This window comes from Pseudomonas sp. GW821-FHT01E10, assembly GCF_059422365.1.
On sequence record NZ_JBWKWT010000003.1, the window covers coordinates 520,858 to 538,212 of the forward strand.

The window sequence follows — 17,355 nt, forward strand, 5'->3', positions numbered from 1 at the left end:
TGAGGAGAAAATGACAGGCGGAAGAAGGCAAACGAGCGCAGTTGGGAGTAGCCTGCAATAGACCACAAGGCCAACGGAGCCATTGATGAAGCGCATCATTCTAACGGCCATTGCCTTGGCCGCGCTCTCGATAACTGCAGTGCAGGCCCAGGAGCAGCAAACCATCCCCACCGGCCCTACGCCGATACCCGGTTCGCCCGGCACTGCTACGCCGACGCCGTACCCGCAGATTACCCCGACCACTGTGCCCAAGACCGGCAACGGTGGGCCACCATTGTTGCCGCCGATCGAAATGCCCAACCCGCCCAAGGACCAGACCTTGCCGGGCCTTGAGCCGAGCACGACGAAAATCAAAACGCCGGGCGGATAGTGTCTAGATCTGCTGCGAGAGCAGTTGCCCGTCGGCCATGCGCAAGCGTTTGGAGAGGGAGACGGCGAGGGCGCGGATGATCTTGGCGGCGATTTTCGGCGCTTCGTTGAGCATCTTTTCCAGGGAGTCCTTGCCCAGGTTGAGCAACTGGCAGTTGCTCGCGGCCACACAACTGGCTGAGCGCCGTTCGCCGTCGAGCACGGCCATTTCGCCGAACGCCCGACCGCTGCGCAAGGTGGCCATGGTCACCGGTTGCCCTTCGCTGTTGGTCTTCTGCACCGCAACCTGGCCGGTGTGGATGATGCACATGAAACTGCCGGCATCGCCCTCATGGAAGATCTCTTCGCCTTCGGCGATGGTGCTGATGCTGAAGTAACCTGAAGCCGCCACGAAGTCGGCCGGCAGCAGTTGATCGAACAGGCCGCAGTCCATCAGCCAGTCGCGAATTTCTTTGTTCAGTAAGGTCGGTTCTGACATGTCGTCACGGTCTTTTTCTTGTGTCTGTTGCTGTTCCAGGCGCGCCCGGCGTCTGGTGTTAAGACCGGGACGCCGGGCCAAGTTCCTCAGGCAATGCCCAAAACCTTCAAAACAAATGCGTATTCGAGGGCTACGTCACGTAATCCCTGGTAGCGACCGCTCATCCCACCATGCCCGGCGCCCAATTCAGTCTTGAGCAGCAGGGGATTGGTGTCGGTTTTGGTCGCGCGCAATTTCGCCACCCACTTGGCCGCTTCCCAGTACTGCACGCGACTGTCGTTGTAGCCGGCGATCACCAGCGTTGCCGGATAGGCTTGCGCGGTGACGTTTTCATACGGGGCGTAGGCCTTGATCCGATCATAGACGTCTGGCTCTTGCGGGTTGCCCCATTCGTCGTATTCGGTGACGGTCAGCGGCAACTCCGGGTCGAGCATGGTGTTGAGCACGTCGACGAACGGCACTTCGGCTATTGCCGCACCGAACAGCTCCGGCCGCTGATTGAGCACCGCGCCGATCAGCAGGCCACCGGCGCTGCCGCCACTGATTGCCAGCTGCGATGAGGTGGTGAAACCGTTGGCGATCAGGTGTTCGGCGCAGGCGATGAAGTCGCTGAAAGTGTTGTGCTTGTGTTCCTGCTTGCCGGCGCGATACCAGGCTTCACCCAATTCACCGCCGCCGCGAACATGCGCGATGGCAAACGCCATGCCGCGATCCAGCAGGCTCAGGCGGGCGTGGGAGAACCACGGGTCGAGGCTTTCGCCGTAAGCGCCATATCCGTACAGATAAAGTGGCGTCGGTTTACCGAGGAACTCGCGTTTGACCACCAGGCTGATCGGCACTTGCGTACCGTCCGGGGCCGTGGCCCAAAGCCGCTGGCTGACGTACGCGTCGGCGTCGAACGGGCCGAGCACCGGGGTTTCCTTGAGGACTTTCTGCTCGCCGGTGGCCAGGATCAGTTGACGGATTTGCGCCGGACGGTTCAAGGCCTCGTAGCGCAGACGGATTCTGTCGCTGACAAATTCCAGGCTGTTCTGCACATGCAGGCTGTAGGCCGCGTCCGGTAATTGCACGCGATACGGCGCCAGGCCTTGTGGGCGGACTTCAATGATCGGCAGGCCGCCTTCACGCAGGCTCAAGGTCATGGCCTCGGCGTTCAGGCTCATGCCATCGATCATCACCGCGTCGCTGTGGGGGATCAGGTTCTGCCAGTCGGCTTCGGTCGGCGCGACGCCGGTGTCGGCGGCCTGGTACAGGGCAAAGTTGATGCCGTCGCGGTTGGTGCGGATCAACCACGTCCACTCGCCATCGAGTTTGCCGTGGTCGACATCGTACTCATGGTCTTCGACCCGTGGTGCCAGGCAGGTAAAGGCCTGATGGGGCAGCGAGGCGTCGAGCACCCAGACTTCGCTGGTGGTCTTGCTGCCCAGCGACAGCAGCAATTGCCGTTCGGAGCTTGAGCGGTAGCAATGCAGGAAGAATCGGCCGTCCGGTTCATGGAACACTTCTTCGGCGGCGGTGCCGTCCAGCCGATAGCGGAACAGCTTGTGTGGGCGATGGGTGTCGTCGAGTTCACCGAAGAACAGCGTCAGGCTGTCATTGGCCCAGGTCATGCTGCCGTCGCAGTCCTGGAATTCCAGTTCGCTGACGCGGCCGCTGGACAACTCCTTCACGAACAGCGTGTAAACCTCCTCGCCACTGGAATCGATGCTGTAGGCCAGGCGCTGGTGGTCCGGGCTGACGCTGAACGCGCCCAGGGAAAAGAAACCGCCCTTGGCCAGCACGTTCGGATCGAGCAGCAGGAGTTCCTGGCTTTCGTCGATGTGCAGGCTGCCATCGGTCGGAAGTGGGCAGCGGTAATGACGGGCGTATTCGTCGCCGGCCGTGGTGCGGGTGTAATACAGGTACGGGCCCCAGGGCGAGGGCAGCGACAGATCGGTTTCGAGAATCCGCCCCTTGATCTCTTCGAACAGGATTTCGCGCAGCCCGGCCTGATCGGCGGTTTGCGCCTCCTGATAGCGGTTTTCAGCTTTCAAGTAATCAAGCACTGCGTCGGTGTCGCGCTCCTGCAGCCAGGCATACGGGTCATCGCCGTCGGCCTTGTGGGCAATGGGCGCGTCGGAAACGTTGGCGGATAGGGGCATGAAGGACTCTCGAACGTTGTACGAAATTGGGGGATCGCAGACGGCGGGGCAGCCTGAAGTGCGAAAAGTCGTTACTATAAGCGCCTCTTTGCCTGCCTTGCCATGGACACCATGACCGAGAACGACTATCTGATCGCTTGGGGCCTCTACGCCTTTGCCGCTTTAGGCTGCCTGTTGGTGTGGATGCGCATCACCCGCTGGATGTGGCGTTGGCTGCGTGAGCCGCTGCGGCTGCTGATGGCAGTGTTGCTGTTCAGCCCGACCATCATTGACCCGGTGAAGGAAAAGGTCGCCCCGGCCATTGCCATTACTGTGCTGGATCTGCTGTTCAAGGTCGGCAACAACGCCTGGCGGGCGATTTCCGACCTGTTCATGTACAGCATGATTGCCTTCGGCCTTTACCTGGTTCTCGTGGCGATCCGTTTCCCGATCGAGCGCGCATCCAAGGCTCGCAAGGAGCGGGCGGAGGCGGCCAAGGCTGCGGCGCGCACCGACGAGCCTGAAGGCGATCAACCGTTCGGCGGTGCCGGCGATGATCGTTACGGTCGGCCACCGGTGCCGAGCAACCCGCAGCGACTGCGGGTCGAGCCGCGTCTGTAACTGTGCCCCTGCATTGAATCGAGAGTCCGAGCATGTGTGAGTTATTGGGCATGAGCGCCAATGTCCCGACCGATATCGTGTTCAGCTTCACCGGGCTGATGCAGCGCGGCGGCCGCACCGGACCGCACCGTGACGGTTGGGGCATCGCTTTCTATGAAGGCCGTGGCCTGCGCCTGTTCCAGGACCCGGCGGCGAGCAGCGAGTCGGAAGTGGCGAACCTGGTGCAGCGCTATCCGATCAAGAGCGAAGTGGTGATCGGCCACATCCGCCAGGCCAATGTCGGCAAGGTCTGCCTGTCCAACACCCATCCGTTTGTGCGCGAGTTGTGGGGCCGCAACTGGTGTTTCGCCCACAATGGCCAGTTGGCCGACTTCAACCCGACCGCCAGTTTCTACCGCCCCGTCGGCGATACCGACAGCGAAGCGGCGTTCTGCGACTTGCTCAACCGGGTACGCGCTGCATTCCCTGAGCCGGTAGAGATCGAAGAACTGCTGCCGGACCTGGTGGCCGCTTGCGCCGAGTACCGCAGCAAAGGCGTGTTCAACTGCTTGCTCAGCGACGGCGACTGGCTGTTCTGCTACTGCTCGACCAAACTGGCGCAAATCACTCGCCGTGCCCCGTTCGGCCCGGCACGCTTGAAGGACGTCGATGTGATCGTCGACTTCCAGGCTGAAACCACGCCCAACGACGTGGTTACAGTGATCGCCACCGAACCCTTGACCGAAAACGAAACCTGGACCCGCTACGAACCGGGCCAATGGAGCCTCTGGCGACGCGGTGAATGCGTCAGCCAGGGCAATACCGAATAAGGATCTCTCCCCCCATGTTGCTCAGTTATCTACGGCTGGTGTTGTTTGCGGCAGGCCTGTTGATCGGCGTCCAGGTGCCTGGGTTCATCAGTGACTATGCCAAGCGGGTCGAGGCGCATCTGATCGAGGCGCAGAGCGGTTTGAGCGGTTTTCAGGGCACTGCCAATCAGTTTTTCAAGGGCGACATGCAGGCGTTGGTGGCCCATTACCGTGCCAGCGAAGACCCGATCTTTCGCAGCGATGCCGACAGCCTGAGCGCCTTGCTCACCCGTCAACTGGCCCTCGACAAGCAATTCCAGGCCATGCAGGGCCCGTGGTACATCCGCTTCCTGCAAGTGGTGCTGGCGGCCGACCCGGATATTCGCAAGGAAACCTGGAACGGCTACAGCTACCAGATCCTGCTGACGCCGGAAGCGATGATCTGGGGCATGAGCGGCGCGTTGCTGCTGTCGTTCGGCATTGAATGCCTGTTCCGACTGATCGACTGGGTGGTGCTGGGCGGCAAGCGCCTGCGCCAGAGCCGGCCGATCGAAGAGCGGGATTTGCGCGGGTTGTAACACTGGAGCCGACTTGCCGGCGATTGCCGCGAGATCGCATCGCTGGCAAGCCGGCTCCTGTTTTTACCAATCGACCGAGTAACTCATGCTCAGCGTGCGGCCTTCGGCATTGGCGTACGGCGCTCTGGCGTTGGCTTGGGTGAACAGGTTCTGGTACGTGCGATTGGTCAGGTTGTACACGCCGCCTTCAAGACGACCGACCGGCAGTTGCACGGAGCCGAGCAGGTCCACCAGCGTATAACCTTCGATGTCGCGTCCATTGTCGTCCTTGGCGGCGGCATCGTAATTGGCCAAACGCATGCCTTGCAGGCGCAGGCTGTAGTCGTCTTCGGTGTAGCCGACGAACAGTGTGGTCTTGGCGGGTGAGATGCGTGTGGCCGGCAGATCGATCCATTTGCCGTTCTGCTCGGTCTCGCCTTTGGCCCAGGCATAAGTGCCACCCACCGACCAGTGATCGGTCGCGCGGTAGGTCAGGCTGTTTTCGATGCCGCGAACTCGCTCTTTCTGGTTGATCAGGCGCAATACTCGATCATTGGCATCGTAGAACTGGGTCACGTCCGAGGTGTTTTCGTACACGGTGACGTCGGCTTGCCACTGGTCCCAGTTGCCACGCCAGCCCAACTCGTAACTGTCGACCTTGATGGCCTGGGCGTTAAGACTCTGGATGTCGAAGGTGCTGCTGACGTCACGCATGAAGCGCTGGATATCCGGCAGCGAAAACCCCTGGCTGTAATTGGCGAAGACGTCCTGGTTTTCACTCAGGTGGTAGACCGCCCCCAGGTTGTACAGCGTGGCGTCGTATTTGAGGGTGTCACCGGGCAGCGTTGCGCGTATGCCGGTCTGGACGATCTGACCGTAGGCGATGCTGTCGGAGACGTCGCTTTCGATCCATTCACGGCGCACTCCGCCACGCAAGGTCCAGTCTCCGATGTCCCAGGACATCTGCCCGAACAGCGATTTGGTGGTGGTTTCGATGTCCGGGCCCAGCTCGTAGGTGGTGCCGGTCTTGGTGTAGTTCAGGCCATTGAGCGTGTATTGATCACCTCGTTGACGGGAGCGCTCATTGTCATAGTCGGCGCCCCAGACCAGATTGCCCGTGGCGCTTCCGATCGCCGGCAGCGGCGTGTCGATGGCCGCGCGCAGGCCGTAGACGTCCTGCACACTGTTGTTGTTGGAGATCCCGGCTCTGCCTCGCGACAGGTCTGGAAAGAACAGTGCATCGGCGCGGCGCCAGTAGCTTTCCAGTTGCAGGCCCTGACCGTAGAAGTCCTTGTCGGTGTAGTTGAGATTGACCGCCTGGTTATGGGTATAGGGTTGGTCGTCGAGTTTCAGCCCTTTGACGGCCACCGCTTGCTGCGAGTTTTTCGGGTCTTTGGTGTAGCCGGTGTCCTGCTGGTCCTTGTAGTCCTGCAGCGACAGGCTGATTTTCTTGTCGGCATCCAGTTCGTAACCGAAACGACCTTGCAGGTCATAGGTTTCGGTGTCCATGTTGCTGCCCTGGGAGGTGTCCTGGGGGATGCGGTTGCCGTTGCCGTCGAACTGGTCGTTGCGCTGGGTCAGGTCGGCGGACACATACCAGTCCAACGCGTCCTTGCGCCCGGTGGCACTCTGGAAAGCTTCGTAGGCGAAGCCTTTTCTGTTGAGGTTGTTACCGCTGGTCAGGCCCAGTTTGCTGCTGTAGGCAATGTCCTGGCCCTGATTGCGCTTGGTGATGATGTTGATGATGCCGCCTGAAGCACCGGCCCCGTAAATGCTGCTGGCGCCGGAGATCACTTCGATGCGTTCGATGCTGGCCGGGGCGATGCTGTTGAGCTGGCGGAAGTTGTCACGGGTGGCGTTCTGCGATACGCCGTCGATCAACACCAGCATGTTGCGCCCGCGCAGGGTCTGGCCGAAGTTGCTCATCCCGCCGCTCGATGGCGCAATACCCGGGACCAATTGCCCGAGGATGTCGGAGACCCGGCGACCCGCGCCGCTCTGCTCACGGACTTGCTGCTCGTCGATCACCTGGACCGAGCCCGGAATCGAAGCGATGCTCGCTTCGCTGCGAGTCGCGGACACGACGGTGGCTTGCATGTTCAAGGTGCCGGGCTGCTGTTCGGTGTCCTCGGCCCAGGCCTGGGCGCTGAAGGTGCCAAGTAGCGGGATCAGCAGGGAGAGTTTGGTTCGGGTCATGACGTGGTCTTTTTTAGTTGTGATAAGTGTGGGGCGATAAGGTCGAGCGGTCAGGCGTAGCGTTGAACGACCGCACCCAGCGGATGCCGATGGCGGCTATGGCGTAGGTCAGTGCCACCAGCCAGAAACTGTGGGCCAGGCCCACCAGGCCCATGCCGATACCGCCAAGGACGACACCGAGCAGAGCACCAGCCTTTGCCGCACTGTTACCGAGGCCGAGCGCGAAGCCCTGCTGGGTGATGGAAACGGTGTTGGCGATCAGGGCATAGGCGACGGGCAGCAGGGCGCCTTGCCAGATGCCCCAGACGAGTCGGCTGACGAGAAAGCCCAGCCATTCATTGGCCAATGCCGTGGCCGCCAGCGTCAGGGCACATAACCAGGCCACGCCTTCGATGACGCGCAGGGTGTAGGCCGGCTGCCAGCGGTCGAACAGGCGTCCCCACAGCGGGGCGGAAATGGCCAGGGTCGCGGCGCTCGCCGCGTAGGTGGCGCCGATCAGCCAGCTTGGGGCATGCAGAATGTTCGCGACATATAGGGCGTAGAACGACTGCGGCATCATCTTCGCCGCTTGAATCAACACGATCACCAACAGGATTCCACTGAGCCAGCCTTTGGGCAGGGCCACCGGCTCAACAGGTTTTTTCTTCGCGGTTCGCGCCTTGTCGGCCGGCAGGAAAAAACTCCCCAGTGCGCACAGCAGGCAAATCGCCGTCGCGCCATAACACAGCAAGGCAAACCCCGAGACGTCCATCAGCCAGCCACCCAGCACCGGGCCGATCAACGAGCCGACGGCGGTTGCCGATTGCAGGCGGGCCAGGGTGTGACCCCGTCTGGCACTGTCGCAGCAGGCCAGGGCATAGGCTTGCGCGGCCGCGAGAAAACCGGCCAATGCGCCTTGCATCACGCGAATACCCACCAGCAGCCACGGGTCGAGGGTGATGGCTGCCAAGCCTTGGCACAGCGCGAGGGCCAGCAACGCCCGAACAATCATCGGTTTGTGCCCGGTGCGATCCCCCAGCCGACCCCACAGGGGGGTCAGCAACATGGCCGCCAGCATCGGGCCGGCATAGACCATCGCCGATAACAGCGCGGTGTAGCCGGCGCCTTCGGGCCCGAGCAGATGCTGGATCTGCAAGGGCCAGAACGGGCCGCTCATCTCCATGGCGCCCATGGAGACAAACTGGATGACGATCAGCAGTCGCAAGGCGCGACCGTCAGCGAGCATGGGTGTTGGGTCGCAGCGGATTACTCAGGCGTCCGACGATGTCGGCATGACTGTCGAGCAAGCGCATGCGCATGAACGATTTGGCGGGCCAATCCTGTTCCAGCAAGGCCTGGCGCTCGCATTCCCAACGTGCCGGTTCAACGCGCTCGCGCAAGGTCTCGAAGCACTGTGCAACGTGCGCTGCCAATCGCTCCCACAGGATATTTTCCGGCACATTCCAGTGGCGGGCACAAAGCAAGGTCAGCTCACCGAGGTGGCACATGAAAGTGGTGTGCAGGAGTTTGTCGCGGACAAAGCCGGCGTCGTCATACAGGGTCATTTTCGGATCGTGCAGCTGGATATCCAGACCCTTGGCGTGCAGGGTTTTGCGATCGATACGAACGTCGCCGAAATCACGCAACAGCAGCCGATTCAGCTGCCCGTCAGCGCCCATCACCATGAAACTGTTTTGCTGGTGCGCTTCGAACGCCACGCCGTACATCAGATAGATGCCCAGCAGACTTGGTACGGCAATCGACAGGTAATCATCGAAGAACGTCAGCATGGCCTCGCTGTCGTCCCGGCCTTGAGCCAGTCTGACCCAATCACGCAGCAACGGTTGTTCGAATTCGTTGACGGCGAACAGGCTGCCGACCGGCACCGCCAACTCGCCTGCTTGCAGCAGGGTCAGCGGGTTGTCGCGATACAGCACGCCAGCATGCCGGGAGCGTTCGTCATCGGCCGGCAGTGGTGAGTAATGCACACCGATGCGCTCTGGAACGATGTTCAGCAGGCGTTGAATCTGCGGTTCCTGATCGAGGATATCCAATACCAGTTGGCTGATGCGCGGACCCATCCGGGCCGAGCGCGGCGACACGGTGCGCTGCACGCTGGTCAGGCGCAAAGCCACCGGCAGTTTGACCATCGGTGCCGTGCGACTGGCCTGCGGCAGGACCGTGCGGAAGGACATGGTCGGGTGGCCGGTAAACGCCACGATGTCAGTGACGATCAGCAGGTTGTCGGTGATCTCGTTGGCGAATGAATGTGGCAGCTCTTCATGGGCTTGCCATGGGTGCGACGGCAGCGGGAGGTAGTCCTTTGCGTCCAGGCCCAGCTGCTGCAAATGGCGTTGCAATTGCTCGGCGGCTTGTGGGAAGTGACCTTGCCACCAATCCCAGTAGTCCGTGGTGCCAGCCAGCGCTTCAACATGTGCGTACTGGCGGTGCAGGGCGCACAGCACGATCGGAAAACTCGCTTCGAATTCTGGCGAGAAAGCGATGACCTGAGCGGCGCTCAAGCCCAGTTTGGTCTTGTAGTTCGGGTGCCACGGATGGCCGAGAGTCCCCCACTGTTCGAGCAGCGACGTAGGGTTCTGGTGGCAGGGGCTGGCTTTGAGCCAGGCGAGCAGATTGTCATCGTATCCGGTGTCGATCTGCTCTCTCAGGCGCTCGGTCCATCCGTGGTGAAACGCCAGGCACAGGGTGTCGTTGCTGAAGCTGTCATCCAGCTCCCGGGTCAGACGTTCCAGTACCTGCGGGGAGGCTGGCGGATTGAGCTGAGTGCTGAGGTGAGCGAGCAGTTCGCTGGGCAACTGGATTTTGTGCGGCAGTTTGTCGGGGGTGTGCAGGACGATGCTGCCGCGTACGTCCCAGCTGTTCATTCTGCTGCTGGACAAATGCTCGAAGCAAAGATGCGCGCCATCGCCAAGCGGCAGCCAGCAGCGGCTGGTGTCGTCGTATTCGCAGGTGTCGGGATCAATCAGCTCTTCACGGAACAGCGCCTGGATCAGGCGTTGGAAACAGCGCTGGGCGGCGGGCTCCAGGGCATTGCTCAAATGATCGAGCGTAATGCGGTGGGACTGGAAAGCCTGAGTACCGAGAGCTTCGCTCCAGTGAGCGAGCAATTGCTGCTGTTGTTGCGTGTAATCGCGCATCAGGTCCGACTCCTTCTGGACAATTGATTCTGAAAGCGCGCAAAGAATACCGCTTTGAAAAATTAATGCAAATGATAGTGGTTCATATTTACACTTCGGAAAATGCCTTTCAGGCTCTGGCCTGCGGTTTGCTCAAGACGATGTAGTGCTCGCCCACTTTCTGCGCATAACACTCCACGACTTGCTGACACAGCGCCACGATTTCTTCGACCCACTCCACACCCACCCGCCACGACACCACCACCGGCAAATTCGCTGGTCGCTGATCGATGGCCAGCAAGGTCAACTCTCCCCGGGCCAATTCCTCGGCCACCAGCACGGGCGACAGTGCGCCTATACCGAAACCGTCCCGCAGCAATCGGGTAATCGCCGACACCGAGTTCACGCAGTTCAGCCGTGGCGCCATGACCCCGTTGGCCTGCATCAGGCTCAAGATGTCCTGGTGCGGACGGGAGTTTTTCGAATAGGTGATGATCCGCTCCCGCGCCAGGTCGGCGACACCTGAATACTCACGGTTGTAGATGGAGTTGCTGGCCACGATCCAGCCCATCGGATGACTGGCCAGCTCCAGGCTGCGCACGCTTTCCTGGCGCAGCAGGTCGGTTTGCAGGATCAGATCGAGAAAGCCTTTTTGCAGCTGATCGCAGAGGTTGAGCGCGGTATCGGCCACCAGCTCGATTTCCACCAGCGGATAGTGATCCATCATCTGTGCCACCAACGGGCTGAGCCAGGTGTGGATCACCGTGTCCATGACGCCGATCCGCACCCGCCCGGCCTTGCTCGAACGCGTTTCGATCGACTGCTTGAGCGACTGCATCGTGTCCATCATCTGCTCGGCATATTCGAGCACTTTCAGGCCTTCGGGGGTCAGGCTCACGCCGCGGGAGTCGCGCAGAAACAGCTTCACCCCAAGCTCGCTTTCGAGCACGGCGATGCGGCTGGAAATCGACGCCTGGGTGGTGAAGAGCTTGTCCGCCGTCAGGCGAAAACTCTTGAGTCGGGCGACCCAGACAAACGTCTCGAGAAACTTCAGGTTCATGGGGTCAGCTCGTGGATAAAGTTTTTCTTATGTCTAGGGCGGGGTTTTATTAGTTGGACGCAGCGGGGCCAACCGCCCAAAAATCAGGCCATCCGGTTCCCACGATAGGCGTCGTCGGGGCTCAGAACAATACCAATAAAATATGCACGGAGATTTTGCCATGAGTGCGCCCGACACCCTCGATATCCCCAAGTCCACGGCTCGCCCGGGACCTTTTGACTGGTACCGCAACATCAACAAACAGGAGCGTCGCACGTTCTGGAGCTGCAAGATCGGCTATGGCCTGGACGGCATGGACACCCAGATGCTCAGCTTCGTGGTGCCGACCCTGATTGCCATGTGGGGCATCACCACCGGCCAGGCCGGGCTGATCCACACCAGCACCCTGATCGCCTCGGCTATTGGTGGTTGGGTGGCGGGGATTCTCTCCGACCGCATCGGTCGGGTGCGTACCTTGCAACTGACAGTGCTGTGGTTTGCGTTCTTCACTTTCCTCTGCGGCTTCGCCCAGAACTACGAGCAACTGTTGATCAGCCGCACGTTGATGGGCTTCGGTTTCGGTGGTGAATGGACCGCTGGCGCGGTGCTGATGGGCGAAGTGATTCGCGCCAAGGACCGTGGCAAAGCCGTCGGCATGGTGCAATCGGGTTGGGCATTGGGTTGGGGGCTGACAGCCATTCTGTATGCGCTGCTGTTCTCGGTGTTGCCGCCAGAAGACGCCTGGCGTGCGCTGTTCATTCTTGGCATCGTGCCGGCGATTTTCGTGATCTTCGTCCGTCGCCTGGTCAAGGATCCGGAAATCTACCGCGAAGCCAAAGCCAGGCAAGAGCCAGGCAACCCGGCGAAGTTTTACGAGATTTTCGCTCCCGGCATCCTCTTCACCACGATTCGCGCGTCGATACTGACCACCGGCGCACTCGGCGGTTACTACGCGATCACCTCCTGGCTGCCGACGTTTCTGAAGAACGAGCGGGGCTTGAGCGTACTCGGCACGGGCGGTTATCTGGCGATGGTGATCATCGGGTCTTACGTCGGTTATGTAATCAGCGCGTATCTGACTGACATCCTTGGTCGTAAAAAGAACTTCATTCTGTTTGCCGTCGGCTCGTTCACTATTGTTCTGCTGTACACCCAATTGCCGGTCAGCAACGGCGTGATGCTCTGGCTGGGCTTCCCCTTGGGCTTCTTCGCTTCGGGGATTTTCAGTGGCATGGGGTCGTTTCTGACCGAGTTGTTTCCAACGCGGATTCGCGGCTCGGGCCAGGGTTTTTGCTACAACATCGGTCGGGCACTGGCGGCGTTGTTTCCGCTGCTGATCGGCTTGCTCAGTCAGAAGGTGCCATTGAGCGTGGGAATCGGGGCTTTCGCTGCGGTGTCCTACGGGGTGGTGATCCTGGCGGCGCTCAGCTTGCCGGAAACCTGTGGTAAACAACTCGACGCCGAATAACCGAATGTCCGGTAACTGATAATCTGAGGGGCAGATGCCCTTCAGCTAAAAAGACAAAAGCCTACAGGAGTGTTCACCGTGAACCGCCTGCTATTGAACTGCGACATCGGCGAGAGTTTCGGCAACTGGACCATGGGTCTGGACGCCGAGGTCATGCCCTTCATCGACTGCGCCAACATCGCCTGCGGTTTCCATGCCGGCGACCCGAGCATCATGCGCAAGACCGTCAGCCTGGCCCTGAGCAACGGCGTGCAGATCGGCGCGCATCCGGCCTATCAGGATCTGGTCGGTTTCGGCCGCCGCTCCATGGCGTATACCGCCCAGGAACTGCAGGACCTGTTGCACTACCAGATTGGTGCCCTCGACGGCATTTGCCGGGCTCAGGGCGGGCGGGTGAGTTACGTCAAACCCCACGGCGCGATGTACAACGACATGATGGCCAACCCGGCGCAATTGCGCGCGGTGATCCAGGCCGTGGCGGCCTATGACCGGACGCTGCCGCTGATGCTGATGGCCACTCGCGACAACAGTGCCGCCCAGCAGTTGGGCGACGAATACGGCGTGACCCTGTGGTTTGAAGCCTTCGCCGATCGCGCTTACGACAGCGTCGGAATGCTGGTCTCGCGGCAACTGCCGGGGGCCGTGCATCACGATCCCGAGAAAATCATTGAGCAGGCGCTGATCATTGCCCGCGGTGACAACCTCACGGCCAACGATGGCAGCGCCTTGCACTTGCAGGCCAATACCTTGTGCGTACACGGTGACAACACCAGTTCGGTGGCCGCCGTGCGGCGCATTCGCGAGGCCTTGAATCAGCAGAGCGCATCATGAAACCACGGGTGGAAGTGGTGGCGCTCGATTGCCTGATGGTGCGCCTGTTCGATGAAATTGCCGAGGCCAACATGCCGTGGATGCTGGCTGCCAGTGAGCGTTTGCGAGAAGCATTCGCCAGCCATTTGATCGATCTGGTGCCGTCCTACACAACGTTGATGGTGCATTACGATCTGATGGCATTGAACCCGGCCCAGGCCCGGGAGTTGATCGCTCAAGCCCTGATCGATCTGACGCCCAACGCTCGGGCCAAGGGTAAATGCCATGTGCTGCCGGTCTGGTATGACTTGAGCGTTGGGCCGGAGTTGAACCTGTTGTCCCAGCGTAGCGGCTTGGCGGTGAATGAAGTGATCCGCCGTCACAGCGAACACGAGTATCAGGTGTTCGCGTTGGGCTTCGCGCCGGGGTTCGCGTTCATGGGGTTGGTGGAAGAAGTGTTGGCCGCACCGCGTCTGAGTACCCCGCGCAAAAAAGTCGCCGCCGGCAGTGTCGGCATTGCCGAACGCCAGACGGCGGCTTATCCGGTAGTGTCTCCCGGCGGCTGGAACCTGATCGGTCGCACACCGGCCAAATTGTTCGACCGTGAACGCGACGGCTATAGCTTGATGCAACCGGGCGACACGGTGCGCTTCGAGGCGGTCAGTCATGCCGAGTTCATCAACCTGGGCGGTGACGACACGCCGTTGGAGACCTTGGCATGAGCCGACTGACGATTGAAGCAAGTACACCGCTTTGCCTGTTGCAGGACGCCGGGCGATTTGGTGTGCGGCATCTGGGCGTGACCCAGGGCGGCGGACTGGATTGGCGATCGATGTCGTGGGCCAATTGGCTGTTGGGCAACGGGCTGGATGCGTCGGTGATCGAAATTACCTTCGGCGGGTTCAGTGTGGTGGCCGAGGACGATTGCTTGCTGGCATTGGCTGGTGCCGATCTTGGGGCGCAGATTGATGGCCAGCCCTTGGCGCCGTGGCGCAGTTTCAAACTGGGCAAAGGTCAACGATTGCAATTCACGCAACCGTTGCTTGGCGCTCGGGCGTACCTCGCGGCACCAGGCGGGTTTGATGCGCCGAAGGTGCTGGGCAGCACTGCGACTGTGGTGCGTGAGGAACTCGGCGGCCTCGACGGCATGGGCCGGGCGTTGGCCAAGGGATCGTCGTTGAAGTACTCCACCGAGGCGCCGCTGCTGGTACGGGAACTGCCTCGCGAGCACGTTCCGGATTTCAACCTCGATACGCCGCTGGACCTGGTGCTTGGTGCGCAAATCGGTGAATTCAGCGGGCAGAGTCTGTTTGACGCATTCAACAGCGTCTGGACCCTCGACAGTCGCGCCGATCGCATGGGCATTCGTCTGTTGGGAGCGGCATTGCAGTATCAGGGCAAGCCGATGATTTCCGAAGGCATCCCGCTGGGGGCGGTCCAGGTGCCGCCGGATGGGCAGCCGATTGTGCTGCTCAATGACCGGCAGACCATTGGCGGTTATCCGCGGTTGGGGGCGTTGACACCGTTGGCGTTGGCGCGGCTGGCGCAGTGTCTGCCGGGGGCGACGGTGCGGTTGAAACCGGTGGTGCAGGACGTCGCGCATCGCGAACAAGTCGAGTATTTGCGCCGGTTTTAACTGTGGCAAGGGGGCGTTCCGACAAGCCCCCCTCGCCATAGATGCAATGCTCTACTTGGAAAGAAACCGCATCCCTTCCTCCAACCCCCGCAACGTCAGCGGATACATTTGATCATCGATCAAATCCCGCACGATGTTGGTCGACGAGGTATAGCCCCAAGTGTCTTTCGGGTACGGGTTGATCCAGATGAGCTTCTTGTACTTTTCCTTGAAGCGCTGCATCCACACGTAACCGGCTTCTTCGTTCCAGTGCTCGACGCTGCCGCCGGCCTGGGTGATTTCATAGGGCGCCATGGCGGCGTCGCCGATGAAGATCACTTTGTAGTCGGCGCCGTACTTGTGCAGCAAGTCCTGGGTGGCGGTGCGCTCGGAGGTGCGGCGCATGTTGTTCTTCCACACCGATTCATAAATGAAGTTGTGGAAGTAGAAGTACTCCAGATGCTTGAACTCGGTCTTGCAGGCCGAGAACAGCTCTTCGCAGATCTTCACGTGGGCATCCATCGAACCGCCGATGTCGAACAGCAGCAGCAACTTGACGGTGTTGCGCCGCTCCGGACGCATCTGGATGTTCAACAACCCGGCATCGCGCGCGGTGTGGTCGATGGTGCCGTCGATGTCCAGTTCTTCCGCCGCGCCCTGACGGGCGAATTTACGCAAGCGACGCAGGGCGACCTTGATGTTGCGCGTGCCCAGTTCCACCGAATCGTCGAGGTTCTTGTACTCGCGCTGATCCCAGACTTTCACCGCTTTGCCCTGACGCTTACCGGCATCGCCGACCCGAATGCCTTCCGGGTTGAAACCGCCGGAACCGAACGGGCTGGTGCCGCCGGTGCCGATCCATTTGTTGCCGCCGGCATGGCGTTCTTTCTGTTCTTCCAGGCGTTTCTTGAACTCTTCGATCAGCTTGTCCAGGCCGCCGAGGGACTGGATCGCGGCCCGCTCTTCGTCAGTCAGGGAACGTTCGAATTCCTTGCGCAGCCAGTCTTCGGGGATCAACGCCTGAAGGTGATCGTCGAGCTTTTCCAGGCCATTGAAGTAGGCACCGAACGCCCGGTCGAACTTGTCGAAATGCCGTTCGTCCTTCACCAGGATCGCCCGCGACAAGTAATAAAACTCGTCCATGTCGGCGAAGGTCACGCGCTGTTTCAGCGCGTTGATCAGGTCCAGCAGCTCACGCACCGAGACCGGCACCTTGGCTGCGCGCATTTCGTTGAACAGATTGAGCAGCATGGCGATCGCCCTTATTGGTACTTAGCGAGTGCCGCGACGGCTCATGAACGCCAGGCGTTCAAGCAATTGCACGTCCTGTTCGTTCTTCACCAAGGCGCCTGCCAGCGGCGGAATAGCCTTGGTCGGATCGCGTTCGCGAAGCACCGCTTCGCCGATGTTGTCGGCCATCAGCAGTTTCAGCCAGTCCACCAGTTCGGAGGTCGAGGGCTTTTTCTTCAGGCCCGGCACCTTGCGCACGTCGAAGAACACGTCCAGCGCTTCGCTGACCAGGTCTTTCTTGATGTCCGGGTAGTGCACGTCGACGATCTTCTGCAGCGTCACGCGATCGGGGAACGCGATGTAATGGAAGAAGCAGCGGCGCAGGAAGGCGTCCGGCAGTTCTTTTTCGTTGTTGGAGGTAATGATGATGATCGGACGTTTCTTGGCCTTGATGGTCTCGTCGATCTCGTAAACGTAGAACTCCATCCTGTCGAGTTCTTGCAGCAAGTCGTTGGGGAACTCGATGTCGGCCTTGTCGATTTCGTCGATCAGCAGAATCACCCGCTCTTCGGACTCGAACGCCTCCCAGAGCTTGCCCTTTTTCAGGTAGTTGCGAACGTCGTGGACCTTGTCCACGCCCAGTTGCGAATCCCGCAGGCGGCTGACCGCGTCGTATTCGTACAGGCCTTGATGCGCCTTGGTGGTGGACTTGATGTGCCAGGTAATCAACTTGGCGCCGAAGGACTCGGCCAGTTGCTCTGCGAGCATGGTCTTGCCGGTGCCTGGCTCACCCTTGACCAGCAGTGGCCGCTCCAGGGTGATAGCGGCGTTGACCGCCAGCTTCAGGTCATCGGTGGCGACGTAGGCCTGGGTGCCTTCGAACTTCATCTGCTAATCCTCAAACGGTAACGCCGACCTGAGCGAGGCAGGGCGGGGCGCAATAAATGG

At 60.7% G+C, this 17,355-nt stretch carries 16 protein-coding genes; 8 read left to right on the top strand and 8 right to left on the bottom strand.

Annotated features, from left to right (window positions below; translation table 11 throughout):
- Positions 1-85: 85 nt before the first annotated feature.
- Positions 86-370 (top strand): hypothetical protein, encoded by a 285-nt coding sequence (locus AC07V0_RS09015; RefSeq protein ID WP_018926759.1) that lies wholly within the window; start codon positions 86-88, stop codon positions 368-370.
- 3 nt (positions 371-373) lie between these two features.
- On the opposite strand, the gene AC07V0_RS09020 is transcribed toward AC07V0_RS09015, so the two are convergent.
- Positions 374-847: a cyclic nucleotide-binding domain-containing protein gene (locus AC07V0_RS09020; RefSeq protein ID WP_018926758.1), complete on the bottom strand. Its 474-nt coding sequence runs from the start codon at positions 845-847 to the stop codon at positions 374-376.
- An 86-nt stretch (positions 848-933) separates the two neighbouring features.
- Complete coding sequence (locus AC07V0_RS09025; protein WP_064619681.1) at positions 934-2,988, bottom strand: S9 family peptidase; 2,055 nt, start codon at positions 2,986-2,988, stop codon at positions 934-936.
- A gap of 102 nt (positions 2,989-3,090) precedes the next feature.
- On the opposite strand from AC07V0_RS09025, the gene AC07V0_RS09030 reads away from it, so the two are divergent.
- The 3 genes from AC07V0_RS09030 to AC07V0_RS09040 are packed head-to-tail and all read left to right on the top strand — an operon-like array spanning position 3,091 to position 4,954.
- Positions 3,091-3,588: a hypothetical protein gene (locus tag AC07V0_RS09030; protein ID WP_026286473.1), complete on the top strand. Its 498-nt coding sequence runs from the start codon at positions 3,091-3,093 to the stop codon at positions 3,586-3,588.
- A gap of 32 nt (positions 3,589-3,620) precedes the next feature.
- A complete protein-coding gene (locus AC07V0_RS09035; protein WP_018926755.1) occupies positions 3,621-4,397 on the top strand; it encodes a class II glutamine amidotransferase in 777 nt (258 codons plus the stop codon).
- A 14-nt stretch (positions 4,398-4,411) separates the two neighbouring features.
- Positions 4,412-4,954 (top strand): DUF2937 family protein, encoded by a 543-nt coding sequence (locus AC07V0_RS09040; protein WP_018926754.1) that lies wholly within the window; start codon positions 4,412-4,414, stop codon positions 4,952-4,954.
- Positions 4,955-5,017: 63 nt separating this feature from the next.
- On the opposite strand, the gene AC07V0_RS09045 is transcribed toward AC07V0_RS09040, so the two are convergent.
- From AC07V0_RS09045 to AC07V0_RS09060, 4 genes are all read right to left on the bottom strand, one after another.
- Positions 5,018-7,129: a TonB-dependent receptor gene (locus AC07V0_RS09045; RefSeq protein ID WP_018926753.1), complete on the bottom strand. Its 2,112-nt coding sequence runs from the start codon at positions 7,127-7,129 to the stop codon at positions 5,018-5,020.
- Positions 7,130-7,142: 13 nt separating this feature from the next.
- Entirely contained in the window at positions 7,143-8,354 is a 1,212-nt protein-coding gene (locus tag AC07V0_RS09050) for an MFS transporter (protein WP_018926752.1), read from the bottom strand.
- Positions 8,344-10,266, bottom strand: a complete 1,923-nt coding sequence (locus AC07V0_RS09055) for an IucA/IucC family protein (protein WP_086944845.1) — start codon at positions 10,264-10,266, stop codon at positions 8,344-8,346. The genes AC07V0_RS09050 and AC07V0_RS09055 overlap by 11 nt, the downstream gene beginning before the upstream one ends.
- 109 nt (positions 10,267-10,375) lie before the next feature.
- The gene (locus tag AC07V0_RS09060) at positions 10,376-11,305 is read right to left on the bottom strand and encodes a LysR family transcriptional regulator (RefSeq protein ID WP_086944846.1); all 930 of its coding nucleotides are present in this window, start codon (positions 11,303-11,305) and stop codon (positions 10,376-10,378) included.
- A 160-nt stretch (positions 11,306-11,465) separates the two neighbouring features.
- Here AC07V0_RS09060 and AC07V0_RS09065 point away from each other — a divergent pair, with 160 nt between their 5' ends.
- From AC07V0_RS09065 to AC07V0_RS09080, 4 genes are all read left to right on the top strand, one after another.
- Positions 11,466-12,752: an MFS transporter gene (locus AC07V0_RS09065; RefSeq protein ID WP_086944847.1), complete on the top strand. Its 1,287-nt coding sequence runs from the start codon at positions 11,466-11,468 to the stop codon at positions 12,750-12,752.
- Positions 12,753-12,830: 78 nt separating this feature from the next.
- Complete coding sequence (locus tag AC07V0_RS09070) at positions 12,831-13,583, top strand: 5-oxoprolinase subunit PxpA (RefSeq protein ID WP_086944848.1); 753 nt, start codon at positions 12,831-12,833, stop codon at positions 13,581-13,583.
- Entirely contained in the window at positions 13,580-14,284 is a 705-nt protein-coding gene (gene pxpB / locus AC07V0_RS09075) for a 5-oxoprolinase subunit PxpB (RefSeq protein ID WP_018926747.1), read from the top strand. The genes AC07V0_RS09070 and pxpB overlap by 4 nt, the downstream gene beginning before the upstream one ends.
- Complete coding sequence (locus AC07V0_RS09080; protein WP_086944849.1) at positions 14,281-15,198, top strand: 5-oxoprolinase subunit C family protein; 918 nt, start codon at positions 14,281-14,283, stop codon at positions 15,196-15,198. The genes pxpB and AC07V0_RS09080 overlap by 4 nt, the downstream gene beginning before the upstream one ends.
- A 51-nt stretch (positions 15,199-15,249) precedes the next feature.
- Here AC07V0_RS09080 and AC07V0_RS09085 read toward each other — a convergent pair whose 3' ends face one another.
- Both AC07V0_RS09085 and AC07V0_RS09090 read right to left on the bottom strand, forming a co-directional pair.
- Positions 15,250-16,428 (bottom strand): vWA domain-containing protein, encoded by a 1,179-nt coding sequence (locus AC07V0_RS09085; protein WP_007934103.1) that lies wholly within the window; start codon positions 16,426-16,428, stop codon positions 15,250-15,252.
- Between the two features lie 21 nt (positions 16,429-16,449).
- Positions 16,450-17,295, bottom strand: coding sequence for an AAA family ATPase (locus AC07V0_RS09090; RefSeq protein ID WP_018926745.1), 846 nt, complete (start codon positions 17,293-17,295; stop codon positions 16,450-16,452).
- Positions 17,296-17,355 lie beyond the last annotated feature (60 nt).

Bases quoted from the DNA above. Each gene is read 5' to 3' on its own strand.
- AC07V0_RS09015 (WP_018926759.1), top strand. From the start codon at position 86: ATGAAGCGCATCATTCTAACGGCCATTGCCTTGGCCGCGCTCTCGATA.
- AC07V0_RS09020 (WP_018926758.1), bottom strand. From the start codon at position 847: ATGTCAGAACCGACCTTACTGAACAAAGAAATTCGCGACTGGCTGATG.
- AC07V0_RS09025 (WP_064619681.1), bottom strand. From the start codon at position 2,988: ATGCCCCTATCCGCCAACGTTTCCGACGCGCCCATTGCCCACAAGGCC.
- AC07V0_RS09030 (WP_026286473.1), top strand. From the start codon at position 3,091: ATGGACACCATGACCGAGAACGACTATCTGATCGCTTGGGGCCTCTAC.
- AC07V0_RS09035 (WP_018926755.1), top strand. From the start codon at position 3,621: ATGTGTGAGTTATTGGGCATGAGCGCCAATGTCCCGACCGATATCGTG.
- AC07V0_RS09040 (WP_018926754.1), top strand. From the start codon at position 4,412: ATGTTGCTCAGTTATCTACGGCTGGTGTTGTTTGCGGCAGGCCTGTTG.
- AC07V0_RS09045 (WP_018926753.1), bottom strand. From the start codon at position 7,129: ATGACCCGAACCAAACTCTCCCTGCTGATCCCGCTACTTGGCACCTTC.
- AC07V0_RS09050 (WP_018926752.1), bottom strand. From the start codon at position 8,354: ATGCTCGCTGACGGTCGCGCCTTGCGACTGCTGATCGTCATCCAGTTT.
- AC07V0_RS09055 (WP_086944845.1), bottom strand. From the start codon at position 10,266: ATGCGCGATTACACGCAACAACAGCAGCAATTGCTCGCTCACTGGAGC.
- AC07V0_RS09060 (WP_086944846.1), bottom strand. From the start codon at position 11,305: ATGAACCTGAAGTTTCTCGAGACGTTTGTCTGGGTCGCCCGACTCAAG.
- AC07V0_RS09065 (WP_086944847.1), top strand. From the start codon at position 11,466: ATGAGTGCGCCCGACACCCTCGATATCCCCAAGTCCACGGCTCGCCCG.
- pxpB (WP_018926747.1), top strand. From the start codon at position 13,580: ATGAAACCACGGGTGGAAGTGGTGGCGCTCGATTGCCTGATGGTGCGC.
- AC07V0_RS09080 (WP_086944849.1), top strand. From the start codon at position 14,281: ATGAGCCGACTGACGATTGAAGCAAGTACACCGCTTTGCCTGTTGCAG.
- AC07V0_RS09085 (WP_007934103.1), bottom strand. From the start codon at position 16,428: ATGCTGCTCAATCTGTTCAACGAAATGCGCGCAGCCAAGGTGCCGGTC.
- AC07V0_RS09090 (WP_018926745.1), bottom strand. From the start codon at position 17,295: ATGAAGTTCGAAGGCACCCAGGCCTACGTCGCCACCGATGACCTGAAG.